Annotated in this window: 12 protein-coding genes and 1 pseudogene; 5 read left to right on the forward strand and 8 right to left on the reverse strand. The window is 51.7% G+C overall.

Features of this window, described 5'->3' with window-relative positions:
- Positions 1-33: 33 nt before the first annotated feature.
- The 6 genes and pseudogenes from NBH07_RS11710 to NBH07_RS11735 form a co-directional block, all read right to left on the reverse strand.
- Positions 34-4,095, reverse strand: a pseudogene (locus tag NBH07_RS11710) (helicase-like domain-containing protein); the annotation flags it as partial.
- Positions 4,085-4,537, reverse strand: a complete 453-nt coding sequence (locus tag NBH07_RS11715) for a DUF1896 domain-containing protein (RefSeq protein WP_095231474.1) — start codon at positions 4,535-4,537, stop codon at positions 4,085-4,087. The gene NBH07_RS11715 and the pseudogene NBH07_RS11710, both read right to left, overlap by 11 nt.
- Before the next feature lie 164 nt (positions 4,538-4,701).
- Positions 4,702-6,792, reverse strand: a complete 2,091-nt coding sequence (locus NBH07_RS11720; protein WP_004371701.1) for a type IA DNA topoisomerase — start codon at positions 6,790-6,792, stop codon at positions 4,702-4,704.
- 60 nt (positions 6,793-6,852) lie between these two features.
- A complete protein-coding gene (locus tag NBH07_RS11725) occupies positions 6,853-8,412 on the reverse strand; it encodes a DUF3945 domain-containing protein (RefSeq protein WP_250833513.1) in 1,560 nt (519 codons plus the stop codon).
- Between the two features lie 20 nt (positions 8,413-8,432).
- Positions 8,433-8,783 (reverse strand): helix-turn-helix domain-containing protein, encoded by a 351-nt coding sequence (locus NBH07_RS11730; RefSeq protein ID WP_004291454.1) that lies wholly within the window; start codon positions 8,781-8,783, stop codon positions 8,433-8,435.
- A 3-nt stretch (positions 8,784-8,786) separates the two neighbouring features.
- Positions 8,787-9,143 (reverse strand): helix-turn-helix domain-containing protein, encoded by a 357-nt coding sequence (locus NBH07_RS11735; protein ID WP_025072716.1) that lies wholly within the window; start codon positions 9,141-9,143, stop codon positions 8,787-8,789.
- A gap of 202 nt (positions 9,144-9,345) precedes the next feature.
- Here NBH07_RS11735 and NBH07_RS11740 point away from each other — a divergent pair, with 202 nt between their 5' ends.
- Genes NBH07_RS11740 through NBH07_RS11750 form a run of 3 tightly spaced genes read left to right on the forward strand, consistent with a single transcriptional unit; the run spans position 9,346 to position 11,050 of the window.
- Positions 9,346-9,645: a helix-turn-helix domain-containing protein gene (locus NBH07_RS11740; RefSeq protein ID WP_095231473.1), complete on the forward strand. Its 300-nt coding sequence runs from the start codon at positions 9,346-9,348 to the stop codon at positions 9,643-9,645.
- A gap of 30 nt (positions 9,646-9,675) precedes the next feature.
- Positions 9,676-9,981: a helix-turn-helix domain-containing protein gene (locus NBH07_RS11745; RefSeq protein ID WP_032538125.1), complete on the forward strand. Its 306-nt coding sequence runs from the start codon at positions 9,676-9,678 to the stop codon at positions 9,979-9,981.
- A 55-nt stretch (positions 9,982-10,036) separates the two neighbouring features.
- Positions 10,037-11,050: a DUF2971 domain-containing protein gene (locus NBH07_RS11750; protein ID WP_005809274.1), complete on the forward strand. Its 1,014-nt coding sequence runs from the start codon at positions 10,037-10,039 to the stop codon at positions 11,048-11,050.
- A gap of 107 nt (positions 11,051-11,157) precedes the next feature.
- Here NBH07_RS11750 and NBH07_RS11755 read toward each other — a convergent pair whose 3' ends face one another.
- Both NBH07_RS11755 and NBH07_RS11760 read right to left on the reverse strand, forming a co-directional pair.
- Positions 11,158-11,520, reverse strand: a complete 363-nt coding sequence (locus tag NBH07_RS11755) for a hypothetical protein (protein ID WP_005809276.1) — start codon at positions 11,518-11,520, stop codon at positions 11,158-11,160.
- 12 nt (positions 11,521-11,532) lie between these two features.
- A complete protein-coding gene (locus NBH07_RS11760; RefSeq protein ID WP_032542969.1) occupies positions 11,533-12,768 on the reverse strand; it encodes a site-specific integrase in 1,236 nt (411 codons plus the stop codon).
- Between the two features lie 357 nt (positions 12,769-13,125).
- On the opposite strand from NBH07_RS11760, the gene NBH07_RS11765 reads away from it, so the two are divergent.
- Both NBH07_RS11765 and NBH07_RS11770 read left to right on the forward strand, forming a co-directional pair.
- On the forward strand, positions 13,126-13,563 hold the full coding sequence (locus NBH07_RS11765; RefSeq protein ID WP_005865860.1) for a Fur family transcriptional regulator: 438 nt from the start codon (positions 13,126-13,128) through the stop codon (positions 13,561-13,563).
- Between the two features lie 80 nt (positions 13,564-13,643).
- Positions 13,644-15,554, forward strand: a complete 1,911-nt coding sequence (locus tag NBH07_RS11770; RefSeq protein WP_009018583.1) for a heavy metal translocating P-type ATPase — start codon at positions 13,644-13,646, stop codon at positions 15,552-15,554.
- The last annotated feature ends 40 nt before the right edge of the window (positions 15,555-15,594 follow it).

The raw sequence follows: 15,594 nt of genomic DNA on the forward strand, positions 1-15,594 counted from the left end.
GACTTTTATGCCATTTTCTGCTTTCTACTCCCATACTTCCGCATAGAAGGCGGCAAGCTCCGGCACTTTGATGAAGTAGCGGAAACGCTCCTTCTGCACCACGTTGTTCGTCACGTTGAACTCAAAATCCGTTGTCTTCTTGGCAAATATCGCCGACCACGCATCAAAACATCGAATGTCCTGCCGTTCCAGCTCCTTCGGGCGCAGGTACTTGAACAGCAGGTACAGCTCAGTCAGCGAGTTGCTGATAGTCGTGCCGGAGAGGAAGGTCGCCCCCAAGTCCTTGCCCGTGCGCTCCTGTATGGTGCGGATAGCAAAGAGCATGTTCAGTGCCTTCTGGCTTCCCTCGCTGTTCCCCAATCCCGCCACACGGTCGTGGCGCGTGTTGAAAGTCAGATTCTTGAACTGGTGCGATTCATCAATGAAAATGTGGTCGATGCCCATCTGCTTGAAGTCCACCACGTCGTCCGTGCGTGACTTTATGGCGTGTTCCACCTTCTCCAATTTCGCTTCAAGGTTATGCTTGCGCTTCTCCAGACCTTTCAGCATCGCCCGCGATACGTTCTTTCCCTGCTGGCGCAGCACTTCGAGGTTTTCCTCCACCGTGTCAAGCTCCGCTTGCAGGATGCGCTGCTGCAACTCCGGCGACTGCGGTATCTTGCCGAACTGGTCGTGCGACATAATGACACAATCGTAGTCGTTGTTCTTGATGTTGTTGAAGAAACGCACGCGGTTGGCGGTCGAAAAGTCTTTCTCCGAAGCGTACAGAATCCTCGCGTTGGGATATGCCGCTTGATAGGTGGCGGCAATCTCCGCGACATTGGCTTTCAGCCCGATAATCATCGGCTTGTGCGCCAAGTTCAGACGCTTCATTTCATGCGCGGCGATGCACATTATCAGCGTCTTGCCGGTTCCAACCTCGTGGTCACAAATTCCGCCGCCGTTCTGTTTCAGCATCCAGACGCAATCCATCTGCGAGGGATAGACGCTCCTGATGCCCCGGCTTGCCAGCCCTTTCAGATTGAGGTCGGGAAAAGTCTGATGCGAGCCGTCATACTTCGGGCGCACGAAACAGTTGAACTTGCGGTTATACATCGTCGTCAGCCGCTCCTTGAACTGTGGCGACTGCTCTTCGAGCCATTCGGAGAAGCCGTTTCGTATCTCGTCAATCTTGGCGTTGGCGAGTTGTATTCCCTCGCTGTCGCGCATCTTGATGTCGTTGCCATGCTCGTCCTTGCCGATGGACTTCATCATGTCAGGGCAGGTGTTGTGCAGGGCGTGTTTTAGGAGGTGCATACCGTCATAGTTCCGGTAATACCCCTTCACCAGAAACTCGTCCGTGATTTTCATGGTGCGGTAGCCGCACACCACCGAAAACTCGTCCATGCTTGCGGAATAGGCGATTTTCACCTCCGTGTCGAACAGCCGGCTCATGTAGGCGGCATAGACACCCGTCGGAATCCAGCGTTCCCCGAAATTGAAGTCCAGATCCTCGAAGGCGATGCGCTGCGGCTCGGCATCTTTCAGAGCCTCCAACGCCTGCTTCACCTCCGGCATACGCTCATTTTCGGGATTGTCACCCATCCATGCCTCTATGCGTTCCGCTTTCTCTATGACATTTCCGGCGATGAAACGGTCTTTGATTTCGTAACCGGTCACGAGCGGATTGTAGTAGATGCGCCCTTGCAGGGCAGTGAGCAAATCCTCCGCCGTGCTGTCGGTTATCTCCCGCATATAGTCGAGATTGACCGTACCATATTTGTTGAGCGACGCAGACAGGGCTTCTTCGGGAGAGCCTACGTTGGCATGGCTCTCCACCGCGAAGGAAACAGGATGCTCGAAGATGTCCGCCTTGACGAACTTTCCGTTTTCCATCCGTTCCAGCGAAAGGATGTCGCGCCCGCCCGCATCCATCATCACTAACTTCACGTTCTGCTTGGCGTTGAGGTTGCCGTAGCGCATGACAAACTCATCGTAACAGGTATTCAGATGCTCTCGCCACGGAACATTTGCCTCGCGCCGGAGCGATTCATAACGGTACAGACGCTCGTAGGCGTCACGCAGCGACACATACAACAACGCCTTTTCCTTCTGGTATCCTTTCAGGTCGAGCGGCTGGAATGTCGCCCCGTATGGCGTGATGTCTTTCAGGTAGCCGATGTTATGACGCCCCCGGTCAGCCACCAGCGACCCTTCGCGCAGGTGCATCTCCGGCGTGCGGTGGTAGGCACGCGGAGAAAGGTCCACGACTTCCTCCTTCGGCTTTTCCGCTTCGATGTCGGGGAAAAGGAAAGTCCCCACCGCTTCCGATGGGGTATCTGTAACGGCAGGTGCGGCGACTGCCTCCGGCTGTGTTTCCTCCTGTCGTGGCTGCTCACGGGAAGTTTCCGGCACGGCTTTCACTTCCGTCTTTTCCGCCACTTGTTTCTCGTTATGCTGCCTTGCCAGTTCCCGAAGTTCTTTCCTACGCTCCGGCGTCAAACCCATCATCATTTCATAGAAACCGTTGATGGGAGGATTGGTATCCCAGTCCAGTGTGGCATAGATGTCGTCCGGGTCGGCAGGCTTGGCGGTGTTCTCCGCTTTCACCTCCTTATTCTCCATTGCGGGTTTTGCAGTTGGAGCTGTCGGTGTAACCGTGACTTTCGGTTTGGGCGGAGTGGACTTTGCCGTAACTGCCTTTTTCACCGTCTTTTTCTTTTTGGAGGTTTTCGGTTGGCTGACCTCTTCCGTCATCCCCCAGAGGTCAAGCAGGGTGAGCTGCACGCCTGCGGAATATTGCGGGCGCGGTTCTATCTCCGGCTTTTCATCTGCGGGTTGCGGCTTTTCTGTCGGAGTTTCCACCGTCTGCGCCGAGGATACTGTTTCCAATTTTATGGCAGGACGCTCTACTTTATTTTGAACGGCAACTTTTTCTTCCGTTCCTGCCTGCCGGATTGAACCCGAATACAAGCGCATGGCAAGCCTGTAATGGAAATCCTCGTCGAGCATACGGCGCAAATCCCCGGCGATGCCTGCTGCCTTGCCCTCGTGCAGATAAACCATAGCGGGCTTCCCGTAGGGGTCTGTGTCAAGTTTCGCCATCGTATGCACGATGCGTTCCGGGTGGTGGATGAAATAGGCGTTGTCGGTCAGGGCGGTTTTCGTGTCCGTCTGTATCACGGTCATCAGCCGCTCGTCCTGCGACATTTCCTTCTTGCTGAGGTTCTTTTGCAGGACAATCAGGTCACTGCCCACCTCCGTGCCCGCGTTGTCCGTGAACAGGTTGTTGGGCAGGCGTATCGCGGATACCAGATTGGCCTGACTGAACAGCTCGTTACGCACGGAGGTCTTGGTGCTATTCAATACCCCTTGCGAGGTGATGAACGCCACGATACCGCCGTCACGCACGGCATCCAGTCCTTTGAGAAAGAAATAGTTGTGGATGGTTTTCTGGGCGGAGCGTCTGCCGAAAGAGTCGCTCCGCTGAAACTCCGCGTCGAACACGGCAATGTCACCGAACGGAATGTTGGACACCGCCAAGTCGAAATAATTGTTGAACGGTCTTTCGATTTTCTCAAAACCGCAGGTGCGCATTTTCTGGTCGGGATAGAGATGCCTCAAGATTGTACCCGTGAGCAGATCCTTCTCGAAAGCCATCACATCCGCATTGGGGCTGTGCCGCAGCATGGAATCCACGAACACGCCGACACCTGCCGACGGTTCGAGCATACGGGCGGGGCGGACGCTGTAATCTGCCAGCACGTCCGCGATGGTGTCGGTTATCTCTTTGGGGGTGTAGAAAGCGGTCAGCACGGACGCTTTCAGCGAATCCACAAACCGCTTGTACTCTGTTTCGTCCTTGCTGTTCTCACGGATAAGCCTGTGCAGCTCCACCGTCGGGGCGAACAGTTCGAGGTCGGATTTCGCCCACCGGACGGCATCCGTCAGTTCCTTTGCAGGGTTGAGGATACATTTCAGACCGCCGAAACCGCAGTACCTTTGAAGTATGGCACGCTCTTCGGTTGTCGCTGTCCTATTTTCCCTGTCAAGGATGAATGCCGTCCGTATCGCCTCGATGTTGTCCCGCAGTTTCTGTTTGCGGTTAAACGCCATATTCGTCTAAGTAAAGGACGGTTGCTCCCGTCAGCTCCGTGTAGAGCAGGTCGTAATCGGAAGACAGGGCGAAGTTGTCGTCCGAAAGGTCATAGACGGAGAACACGTTGCCGACAAGCGGCAGGAGTTTATGGATAAAGGCTTCTTGTTTCTCTTCCGGCACTTCGTTGGCAAACTCGTTCTCCACGACTTCGTGGAGCATGGCGTACCGGGAATAGTGCAACCCGCGCAGCAGTGTTTCCATCGCCAGTTCCTGCGCACCGTCGGTGGGATAGCCTTCAATCCGCGCCTTTTCATACGTTTCGGCGGCACGATCGGCGCGTTCCCGTATGAAAGCGGTGTCGGTAGCCTGTTCAAACTTGTTCGTGCGGAGGTAGTCCATCAGGTACAGACCGTAATAGGAAAAGTCGGACTGCCCTTCGTTGTTCTTCTTGTTGTTCATTACTTTGGAGTTTAGTGGATTGATATTTAACGGGATAATCGGTTGGAAAAAAGGAAGAAAAAGGCACTCGGTATCCCTCCGAGTGCCGCCACTAAATCCAAAGTATGAGTGTAATCCGGTATCGAAGAACAATTCATTACTCTGAACAAGTGGCAAAGTTAATACTATTTCTTCCGTCCTGAAAATTTCTTGCCCTTTTTAGCCTCCGGGAACACGAACGTCGTGTTATATTCCCCGTCAAAGGCGACGACGGCATCGAAGCTCTTGCCCTGTTTGCTCTTGAAGCCTTTGAGCAGCTGGGTATGCCCTTCGGTGAGCAGGTCTTTGATTTCATCGTCGGACAGGGTGCGTCCCGCTTTCAGCCGGAACACGGGAAGCCCGCACTCCGTGTTGTCGCAGCGTACCACCTTGCCGTAGAACCGCATCCTGCCCGTGCCGCACTTGGGACACGCGCAACCGGAATCGCGGCTGCCGAAGAGTTTGTCGCATGAGAGCAGTTCGGAGGTAATCTCCCGCGTGTACGCCTCTATCTTTTTGCGGAAGGTATCGGCGGACAGCTCCCCACGCTCGATGCGTGCCAGTTCCTTCTCCCATTCGCCTGTCATGGCGACATCGGCGATGCGCATCGTCTTCACCACGGAATTGAGTGCAAGCCCCTTTTCGGTGGGGACAAGCAATTTCTTGCAGCGTTCCATGTAACCGCGCTTGAAGAGCGTTTCGATGATGGAGGCGCGTGTGGCGGGAGTACCGATGCCGCAGTCCTTCATCGCCTGCCGCAGTGCGTCATCCTCGATTTCCTTGCCCGCCGTTTCCATTGCGGACAGCAGGGTGGCTTCGGTATGTAGCGGCTTGGGCTTAGTCTTCCCTTCTGTGATGGAAGAGGCTTTCAGTGTCAGCGTGTCGCCTTCCTGCCAGCCGGGAATGGTGGTTTCCTCCTTGTTTTCCTCGCCATAGACAGCACGCCATCCGGCTTGCCTGATGACGCTGCCTTTCACGGTAAACTCCACTCCGGCACATTCCGCCATGACAGCGGTCACGTCCTTGACGCATTTTTCAGAGAATGCCTCGACCATGCGCCCGGCAATCATCTGATAGATGGTATTGTCCTCTTTGGAGAGGAAGAGCGGTTTCTCACCCGTGACGAGTAGGGCATGGTGGTCTGTCACCTTGCCGCCGTCTACGCTGCGGCGTGTCGGGATGGCTTTTGCCCGCACCTTGTCTTTCCATTCGTGCTGTGTGCCGATGAAAGCGAGCAGTTTGGGAATTTCGGCAAACACGTCTTCGGGGATGTAGCGGCTACCCGTTCTCGGATAGGTTATCAGCTTCTTCTCGTAGAGCTTCTGCGCGATTTCAAGCGTCTGCTCCGCCGTGAAGCCGTGCTTGGCGTTGGCTTCTTTCTGAAGCGTGGTCAGGTCGTACAGCAACGGGGTATCCTCCGTTTTCTCCTTGCGCTCGGCTTTCGTTACCGTTGCGAAGCCTGCCGCCTTTACCTTATTATATAGCTCCGTTGCCGGTTCTTTCGACTTCCATTTTTCAGAGGATGAGAATTTCACGACCTTGCCGTCGCAACCGTCCGTTGCGATATGGAGTTGCCAGAAGGCTTCGGGCGTGAAGCGGCGGTTCTCCCAGTAGCGTTCACATACCATAGCCAACGTTGGTGTCTGCACCCGCCCCACGGAGTATGTGCCGTGTCCGGCGGCGATGGAGAGAGCCTGCGTGCCGTTGATGCCCACGAGCCAGTCGGATTCGCTTCGCGCTTTGGCGGCGAGGTATAGGTTGTCATACTTGCCGCCGTCTTCGAGGTTGCGCAATCCCTCGCGGATAGCCTTGTCGGTGAGCGAGCTTATCCACAGGCGCACGAAAGGAGTGGTACTGCCCGTGTAGTGGTAGAGGTAGCGGAAGATAAGTTCACCCTCGCGTCCGGCATCGGTTGCCACGATGATTTGGTCGCTGGTGCCGAACAGCCTTTTGATTGTTTTTATCTGCGACACCACGCCGCTATCGGGCTTGTAGCCTTTCTCCGTCCTGACCTGACGGGGGACGAGCGTGAAGGTGTCGGGGATAATCGGGAGGTTGTCACGGACGAAACCGCGCACGCCGTAGCCATCGGGCATGGCGAGCTGGACAAGGTGTCCGAATGCCCATGTCACGGCATAGCCGCCTCCCTCGAAATATCCTTCCTCTCTCTTTGTCGCGCCCACGATGCGGGCGATTTCACGTGCCACGGAGGGCTTTTCTGCAATGATTGTCTTCATGTCTTCTTCTTTTTTGTTGATACTTTGGATTTTATTTTGGATTCAGTGGCGGACATCGGTCTATACTTTCATGCCCTTGCCCGTTTTCTTCTGCGGCTTGTCCTGCTGCTGTTGCTGGCGGGCGTCCTTCGGAGTGGTCTGACCTTTCTGCAAAGGCTCTTTCAGGTTCTTTGTCGCCTCGTTGGTCTTGCCCTCGTTGTTCACCGCCACCTGCGTGCGGCTCTCGTTGGACGGGGCGACCTGCTGCCCGATGTCGGGATTTGTTTCGTAGCGGTACGGGCGACCCTTCTCCGGGTTGAACTTGATATACATCGTGGCATGGAAGCCCTGCTTGTCGGTCACGTTCTCCAGTTTCACGGCTTTGCCCGCCACATAGTCGGCTTTCTGCTTGTCGGTGAAGTTCACGTCGCTCCATTTGCTGATGGGGCGGATGCTGCCGTCCTCGTTCGTCCACGTGTTGCGGCGTTGCTCCTTCTTGGTCTGTGTGGCATTTTCCCCGCCTTGCGCCTGACTTTTCGACGTGTCGCCTTTGGTTTCCTGCGTCTGTACGGTACGGGGCGACCTTCCGGTTCCCGGCACGAACTCCACGCCGCGCTGCTCCACGTTCACTTGCAGAGTGGTGACGAACTTCCTGCCGTCGTTGCGCTCGATGAGCTTGTCGCGCACGGGCAGTCCGGCGCGGAGCATATCCTGCTCCTGCTTGGTGATTTCCGTCTTGCCGATGCGCTCCGGGATGCGTACCTTGCTCGCCGGAATGTCCGTGATCTCATTCGTCTTGCGGTCGATGCTGATGTAGGAGGGGATAATCTCGCCCGTTTCCTTCTCCACGATGTCCACGACCCTGCCGAGGTTGCCCGTCTCGCGCAGGTTCTTCCGGTCGTCGTCGGAGAATTTGTGTTCCTTGTATTCATCCAGTTTCTGCTCCTTGCGGATGAAGTGCGGCACGAGGCTGATGTTTCCCTCGCCGTCCTTCTTGAAGGAAAGGCGGGCGTCCAGCTCGAATGCTTCGCCGCCGAAGGTGGGCTTGACCTTCACCAAGTCGGACTTGCCGTAGTGGAGCATCTTCGTAAGGTCGCCGGACTTTTCAAGGTCGTCACGCTTCACGCCCCATCTGTCCTCCAGCTCCTGCCAGTTGATTTTGCTCTCGTCGATGGGCTGGTAGCCCCGTTTGCCCTGCGTCTGTTCGGGATCTTCCTGTTGTTCTTTTTGTTGCTCCATGTTTTCCTGTTTTTGAGGTTCTTGTTTTTCGGTTGCCAGTTCTTCCTGCACCTTTTTCTCGTAGTCGGAGGTGTCCACCTTGTGAGGGGCAAGCAGCTCCTTGTTCGCTTCGGGGTCTTTCAGCAGTTGCTTCATCACCTCCAAGAGATTTTCGGCTTGGTCTGCCGCGATGCGGTAAAAACCGAAGCGGCTGGGTTCCTTGCACTGCCGGAAGAAGTTCTTGAAGAAGTTGTCCAGCACGTCGCCGTGTCGGTCGAATTGCAGGAAACTCTGCGCGTTTTCCGCTTTCGCGGGGGTGCGCTTGGGTGTGCCGTCCGCGTTCAGCCCGGCAACCACGCTGATCTCGCCCGTCTTCTCGTCACGGACCACCAGCACGTCCTTTTCGTCTTTTTTCTTTGCCATCTGAAAAATGTTTTAATGGGTTATTTATGAAAGAAATTATGGATACGAGCCTTGTAGAAGGCTATATCTTCCTTTTTGAAGTCCTTGATATGGTTGGAAAGGAATGTCAGCACGTCCTCCTCGCTGTAATAGGTTTTCTTGCCCAGTGTCTTGTAGGGCAATGCGCCGACACTGCGGTAGCGTTGCAGGGTGCGCTTGCTTATCTGAAGCAGCATGCACAAGTCCTGATTGTCGAAAAGGCGGATGCTTTCCGTGATAGTAGGCTGTTTCCCCTCAGCCTTCATCGCCAGCAGCAGTTCGTCCTGACGGTCGAGCCGTTCCATCAACTTCTGCATCCAGCCTTCGAAGTTGTTTCGTGTGAGCAGTTCCATGACCTATGTCCTCCTTCCTTTGGGGTTGCCGCCCGTGCGCAACGTGTGGTTGCGTTTCAGTTCCTGCGGTGTCGCCGCGTCCTCGTTGACGGTACTCTCATCAAGCAGGCGGTCGATTTCCGACTGCCGGTAGCGGCATTTGCCGCGAAGCACGACATAGCCGATGCGTTGCTCGCTGCGCATACGCTGGAGGGTGCGGGTACTCACGTTAAGCAGGTGCGCCGCCTCGCGTGTGGTGAGCAACCTGTCGGGCGATGCCGCTCTCTTGTCACCGGAGACGGCACGGACGTGTGCCGCAATCTCCGCTATCTGTTCCGTCAATGACCGGAAGACGGAACTTTCCATTGTTATCACTTTCATATTCAGTCCTTTCTTTTTGTATCTGCGGCAAAATTCGGCAATAAACAAAAGGGGCTTTAACAACTCACTACGTGACTCACGTAAGATTTTTACGGAAGATGGCTCCGTAACCCGGTCAAACGGCGCAACAGGCAGCCTTTCAGTGGAAAACGGCACGTGTCCGGGAGTGTATCGTTACCTTTGCGGGCAAACCGATAATTGCATGAATATGGAAATAGTATCAATTGAGAAAAAGACTTTCGAGATGATGGTGGCGACATTCGGCGCACTCTCGGAGAAGGTCGCCGCACTGAGGCGCAAAAGCGACACGGGGCGCATGGAAAGATGGCTCACGGGCGAGGAGGTCTGCGGGCAGTTGAGAATAAGCCCGCGCACGTTGCAGACGTTGCGCGACAAGCGGCTTATCGGCTACTCGCAGATAAACCGCAGGTTCTATTACAAGCCGGAAGAAGTTAGGAGGCTGATTCCGCTTATCGGTACGCTCTATCCCGGCGGCAGGTAATCTTATTATTCACCCACTGAATCCAAAGTTATGATGAACGAGAACAACGATGTTTTTACACTGGAGGACGAGCCGCTTGCCACCGTGGTGCAGAATATGCGCAAAGGCTCTAAATGGCTCTCTGCATTTTTGGAAAACTACCGTCCACCGCTGGACGGGGAACGTTACCTGACGGACAGGGAGGTGGCGGAGTTGCTCCGTGTGAGCCGCCGTACCTTGCAGGAATACCGTAACAACAGAGTGTTGCCCTTTATCCTTTTAGGCGGGAAGGTGCTTTACCCCGAATCGGGATTGCGTGAACTGCTGGAGGCGAATTACCGCAAACCGATGGAGTAATGTCCTGACATTCCGGAATAAAATGCGTACCTTTGTGGTTAAAACGAATACCATTATGCTTCGGAGTGAATTTGCAAAATTGTTAGAATCCACAATAATTCCTGAAGGAATTGAGCAAGAGGACATAAAATCCCGAATCTATCCTATAAGTGCAGCATTGATGTCAATGTTGCCACAAAAACTGTATAGATATAGGAGTTGTTCAACATTAAACCTTGATGCTTTTGACAAGGATCTGGTTTATGCTGTTACTGCTGATAAGTTTAATGACCCCTATGACACTCTTGTTTATTATAGTTTGGATAATATTCAAGAGCAAATGAGAGCTTGTTGTACAGAAGAATTTCTTGAACAATTCAAACAGATACTTGAAACTAAAGATTTCGAATTTCCTCCAAGTGTAATCCAATTTTTCGGAAGAAACAATTTGACAGGTTTAAAAAAACAGGTAATATCGTGTAACGGCATAAATCCATTGACATTAGCTCTTTTTAGTGTTGTAATGGAAAACATATTGAAAGAAATCCTATTAAAAATGGGGGATACATTAAAGGTCGTATCTACAATAGCATGTTTAAGTGAAAGCATAGATTCTGTTATAATGTGGAGTCACTATGCCCAAAATCATGAAGGGTTTGCATTGGAATATGATTTAAGGTTCTTATTAGAACAAGGAGAAATGAATTGTTGTATCTTGCCTGTTATATATGATAATAACCGCTTTGATGCAAATAGTTTTATTCAATGGTATATAGCAAAGAGCTTGGGGCTGGATGTTAAAAATATAGATTCACTATCGCATTTGAAAATGGCTATTCACAAATCCACACAGTGGGAATATGAAAATGAATGGCGTATTATTCATTCAGAGAAACAACCTGCCGCACATTCTCGTGCAACAAGCCTGAAAATTGTTCCTAAAGCAATCTATTATGGAGAGAGAATTTCAAACATCCACAAGAAAACTTTGCATTATATAGCACAAGAAAAAGGAATTGCGGAATATGATATGTACATTGATTGTGGCTCGTTAAAGTATGAGATGTTATATAAGCCATCTCAATTTTGATACCTCATATTCTTTAGCACATAATTTGTATATTCAAAATTGACTATTTTAAAGTTAAAACGGACAGCTTGATGGTTGTCCGTTTTTAATTGATTTTCATCGTCTTTTCAGCAGTAACCGCCTTTTCCGCTATGTACGAATAACATGTAGGCGGTATGCTTGTCTTTTGCAAGTGCCTTGTCCATCAGCCAGCGGCGGAAAAGATGGGCATGGTATGTGCTCAGCCGAAAGGTGACGGGGATGATTATCTCAAGCGAGTAAACATCCGCATACAGACCGTTTTCAAGTTGGATGTAGCGGCATGCCTCGTAGTCGTTCAGCACGTCCGTTTTGAGGATGGCTTTGATGGCGGCGTTCACTGCCGGGACACCCGTGTGGAACAGTCTGGCGATTTCTCCGGCGGTCATCCATACATCGTTACCGGTTACGCTGACCGCCTTGTCCTCAATGATGATTATGTCACGTTTCATGGCTTCTCTGTTTTAGATGGTACGACCTGCAAATTCTTCGATTTGGTTCAATCTCGCGGCAAGGTTCTCCATGTCTTGATTGAGCTTCTCTTTGGTTATTTTCGCGTATATCTGCGTTGTCTTTATGCTTTTGTGTCCCAGCATGGAACTGACCGTTTCGATGGGTACGCCGTTGGAGAGGAACACCGTCGTGGCGGCCGTGTGGCGGCTTTGATGCCATGTAATATGCTTGGTGATACCGCAACGCTTGGCGACGGCACGGATTCCGGCAAGGCACGTGTTATAGTGGGGTACGGGGAATATCCTGCCGTCCCCACACAGCCCACGGTATTTGTCGATGATGCGCTTCGCTATGTCGAGCATACGGATGTTGGACACCACACCCGTCTTCTGGCGGTTGATGTTTATCCACTCGTGTTCGTCAAAGTAGGTGCGGATATTCTCTTCCGTCAGGTTGCGCATATCGGCGAACGACAAGCCCGTGAAGGCGCAGAACAGGTATAAATCACGATACAGTTCTTGCTTCGCATTCTTCAGCTTACCTTCCATCAGCAGGCGGATTTCATCTTTCGTCAGAAAGCTGCGGGTCGTTTCCTCCTTCTTGATTTCATACTCGCGGAACGGGTCGCGCGTGAGCCACTCATTGTTGATGGCGATGAACACCATCGTCCGAAGCGGGCAGACATACAGCCACACGGTGTTGGTGCAGCAGTGTTTGTCCGTGCGCAGGAACATTTCAAAATCGGAAATGAAAGCGGGGGTAAGCTCTTTCAGGGCGATGTCCTTCACGTGGTAGCGGATGGTGAGGAACTCTTGCAGGTGCTTGTAAACGATCTTGTATTTGTCAAACGTGCCTTTGGCTTTCATGCCTGCCTCCACCTGCTTGGCATAGTCCTCGTTGTGTTGCCGGAACACCTGCAATAGCGTGTGGTAGCGGTGTTCCAGTCCAAGAAAGGCGTTTTTCACCTTTTCCGCAGTGACGAAGTTGTCACGCTCCATGATTTCCTGATAGTGCTTGTTGATGCGTACGCGCATCTTGTCGAGCATACGGTTCGTTTCGAGTGCAGCCGTGCTTCTGCCCGTGACACGTCCTCCTTTGGTGTCCCACAGCTTAGGATCGACGGTCAGTTTGCAGCTGAACTGTGTTTGGCTGCCGTCCACCGTGATACGTCCCATGACGGGTACTGTCCCGTCCTTTTTCACTACCTGACGTTTGAGGTAGTAGATAACTGAAAATGTACTCTTCATCGTCCTTAATTTTTTTAGGTTCAAAATTAGTCGGTGAAGAATCCTTCGTCGGTACGCAAAACACGGAGGAACGACGCAATCTTTTTCCGTAACTGGATTTGTCGCGTGAGTTGTTAGTAACTCACTATATCACAACGCCTTGTTTTGCCATTCGTGCCAATTTCGTCACCTATATGGTGTGGTTACGAACAAGTAACGTTGCGACGTCTTGACTTGGCTTCGGCAAGGATTGTGGTGGCGTTGGAGATAATCGGCTGCTTAAATGAAACCTCTGTAAATCAATTCTATTACTTCATTCTTCTGTATTCCACTTTTTTGTAGTATCTTTGTATTGTAATCAAATAAGAAAGGTAACTCATGTCCACGAAGCAATGTGAAGATATGTTGGTAGGAAAAGGAGTACGGCCTACTGCCGCACGGATCCTTGTCTTGCAAAAATTATCAGAACGAACCAGCCCGGCTTCCCTGTTCGAATTGGAGGCGGAGTTGGAGACGTTGGATAAATCGACCATTTCCCGTTCATTGGCCTTGTTATTGGAACATCATGCGATCCATTCTTTCGAAGATGGTAGTGGCTCTATAAAATATGAGATATGCCAGAGCCGTTCGGAGACATGCCCAGTGGGTGATAGGCATATTCATTTTTTCTGCGAGGTATGCCGTAAAACCTCTTGTTTAAATAATATCAAGATCCCGGTCGCTCAATTGCCGGAAGGATATATAATGGATACCATTAATTATACGGTAAAGGGTGTTTGCCCATTGTGTAATAAGCGACGTTTTCAGAAACCCTGATAATTTGCAATCAAGTTGCAACTCCCTTCTCTTACCTTTGTACCGTAATCAAGAAGTAAATAATTAAAATAGATAAGATTATGAGTACAACATGTGGATGCGAACATTGCCATTCGCACGGAAGTTCCGGTTTATGGATGCCGACGGTTTCTTTCGTTTTGTTGGTGATAGGACTTATCGGGAAGTACTCGGGGATAAGTTGGTTTGCTGAGTCTTGGATAGAGGCCATTTGGTTTCTGGTCGCTTTTTTGCCGGTAGGACTTCCTGTTATGCGAGAAGCTTGGGAAGCGGCTTTGCGGAAAGACTTTTTTAGTGAGTTCTCGTTAATGGCGATCGCCTCGATCGGGGCGTTTTGTATTGGGGAGTATCCCGAGGCCGTAGCCGTGATGCTTTTCTATACGGTAGGAGAGAGATTGCAACTTCTAGCCGTGAATAAAGCCTCGAAGAATATCAGTGACTTATTAGATGTCCGGCCAGAACGAACGGATGTATGGCGGACGGGTACATATATGAATGTATCTCCGAAGGATGTGATAGTAGGCGAGCGGATCGAGGTGAAGCCCGGCGGACGTGTGCCTTTGGATGGCGTTTTATTGGAAGCCGAGGTACAGTTCGATACTTCGGCATTAACCGGGGAAAGTATGCCTCGTTCTATCCGTGAGGGTGAAGAGGTGCTTGCCGGAATGATCGTGCAGGGACAGGCGGTACGTATACAAGTGAATCGGCCGTACGAGCAAAGTGCCTTGGCCCGTATTTTGGCTTTGGTGAAAGATGCCTCGGAGCGGAAAGCGCCGGCGGAATTGTTTATTCGGCGTTTCGCACGGATTTATACCCCAATCGTGATTCTTCTGTCGTTTCTAATCGTGTCGGTTCCTGCCTTGGTAGGGATGGTGACGCCTTCTTTCCAGTATGTTTTCTCGGATTGGTTATATAGGGGATTGGTTTTCTTGGTTATTTCTTGTCCTTGTGCCTTGGTTATAAGTGTTCCGCTCGGATATTTCGGTGGTATAGGTGCCGCTTCTCGTGCCGGGATATTATTTAAGGGTGGTAATTATTTAGATGCGATCACACGGGTAAATACGGTAGCGTTCGATAAGACCGGTACATTGACTACCGGGCGTTTTGAGGTCACAACGGTGGAAAGCACGGGTATCCCGGCTTCTGATCTTTTGAGTGTTTTGTTATCAGTAGAGCGGAAAAGTACCCATCCGGTAGCGCAGGCTGTAGTTCGCTATGCGGAGAAACAAGATAGCGTGCCGATGGAAATCACTGACATGCGGGAATTGGCAGGGCATGGTGCCGAGGCTATCGTGAACGGTCGGCAGGTGCTTGTCGGTAACATTCGTTTATTGGCCGAACGTGATATTCCTGTCCCGAAGGAATTATCCGATAGTGTATCTACCGTGGTGGCTTGTGCGATCGATGGGAAATATGCGGGGCATCTTCTCCTTTCGGATACCTTGAAGAAGGATGCCGTGGATGCGATTCGTCGGTTAAAGGATCTGGATGTTAAAGATATTCGCTTGTTGTCCGGGGATAAGCAAGAGATCGTGAATCAATTCGCTGAGCGTTTGGGTGTCGATAAAGCGTATGGTAATCTGCTGCCGGAGGATAAAGCCGCTTATATAGAGCGATTAACGGCGGAGCCGGATAAGTCGGTTGCCTTTGTGGGCGATGGGATGAACGATGCGCCGGTACTGGCTTTAAGTGATGTCGGTATTGCGATGGGTGGATTGGGATCGGATGCGGCCATCGAGAGTGCGGACGTGGTTATCCAAACGGACCAGCCCTCTAAAGTAGCGGAAGCTATTTCTATCGGACGTGCTACCCGGAATATCGTCCGTCAGAATATCGTGGGATCTATTGGCGTGAAGGTGATAGTCCTTGTGGCGGGAGCCTTCGGTTTTGCCACGCTTTGGGAAGCTGTTTTCGCGGATGTAGGCGTGTCTCTGCTGGCGGTTCTTAATTCGGTCCGTATACTAAAACGTTGAGAAGTGAAGAATTTCGAGATCGCTTTCATCGCATACTCAT

This window comes from Parabacteroides sp. B2-S-102 (assembly GCF_023656665.1).
Taxonomy (GTDB): Bacteria; Bacteroidota; Bacteroidia; order Bacteroidales; family Tannerellaceae; genus Parabacteroides; species Parabacteroides distasonis.

What these genes read in the sequence shown, in the direction of transcription:
- NBH07_RS11755 (WP_005809276.1), bottom strand. Translation starts at nt 11,520, where the DNA reads ATGAAACGTGACATAATCATCATTGAGGACAAGGCGGTCAGCGTAACC.
- NBH07_RS11735 (WP_025072716.1), bottom strand. Translation starts at nt 9,143, where the DNA reads ATGAAAGTGATAACAATGGAAAGTTCCGTCTTCCGGTCATTGACGGAA.
- NBH07_RS11745 (WP_032538125.1), top strand. Translation starts at nt 9,676, where the DNA reads ATGATGAACGAGAACAACGATGTTTTTACACTGGAGGACGAGCCGCTT.
- NBH07_RS11740 (WP_095231473.1), top strand. Translation starts at nt 9,346, where the DNA reads ATGAATATGGAAATAGTATCAATTGAGAAAAAGACTTTCGAGATGATG.
- NBH07_RS11770 (WP_009018583.1), top strand. Translation starts at nt 13,644, where the DNA reads ATGAGTACAACATGTGGATGCGAACATTGCCATTCGCACGGAAGTTCC.
- NBH07_RS11720 (WP_004371701.1), bottom strand. Translation starts at nt 6,792, where the DNA reads ATGAAGACAATCATTGCAGAAAAGCCCTCCGTGGCACGTGAAATCGCC.
- NBH07_RS11730 (WP_004291454.1), bottom strand. Translation starts at nt 8,783, where the DNA reads ATGGAACTGCTCACACGAAACAACTTCGAAGGCTGGATGCAGAAGTTG.
- NBH07_RS11750 (WP_005809274.1), top strand. Translation starts at nt 10,037, where the DNA reads ATGCTTCGGAGTGAATTTGCAAAATTGTTAGAATCCACAATAATTCCT.
- NBH07_RS11725 (WP_250833513.1), bottom strand. Translation starts at nt 8,412, where the DNA reads ATGGCAAAGAAAAAAGACGAAAAGGACGTGCTGGTGGTCCGTGACGAG.
- NBH07_RS11715 (WP_095231474.1), bottom strand. Translation starts at nt 4,537, where the DNA reads ATGAACAACAAGAAGAACAACGAAGGGCAGTCCGACTTTTCCTATTAC.
- NBH07_RS11760 (WP_032542969.1), bottom strand. Translation starts at nt 12,768, where the DNA reads ATGAAGAGTACATTTTCAGTTATCTACTACCTCAAACGTCAGGTAGTG.
- NBH07_RS11765 (WP_005865860.1), top strand. Translation starts at nt 13,126, where the DNA reads ATGTCCACGAAGCAATGTGAAGATATGTTGGTAGGAAAAGGAGTACGG.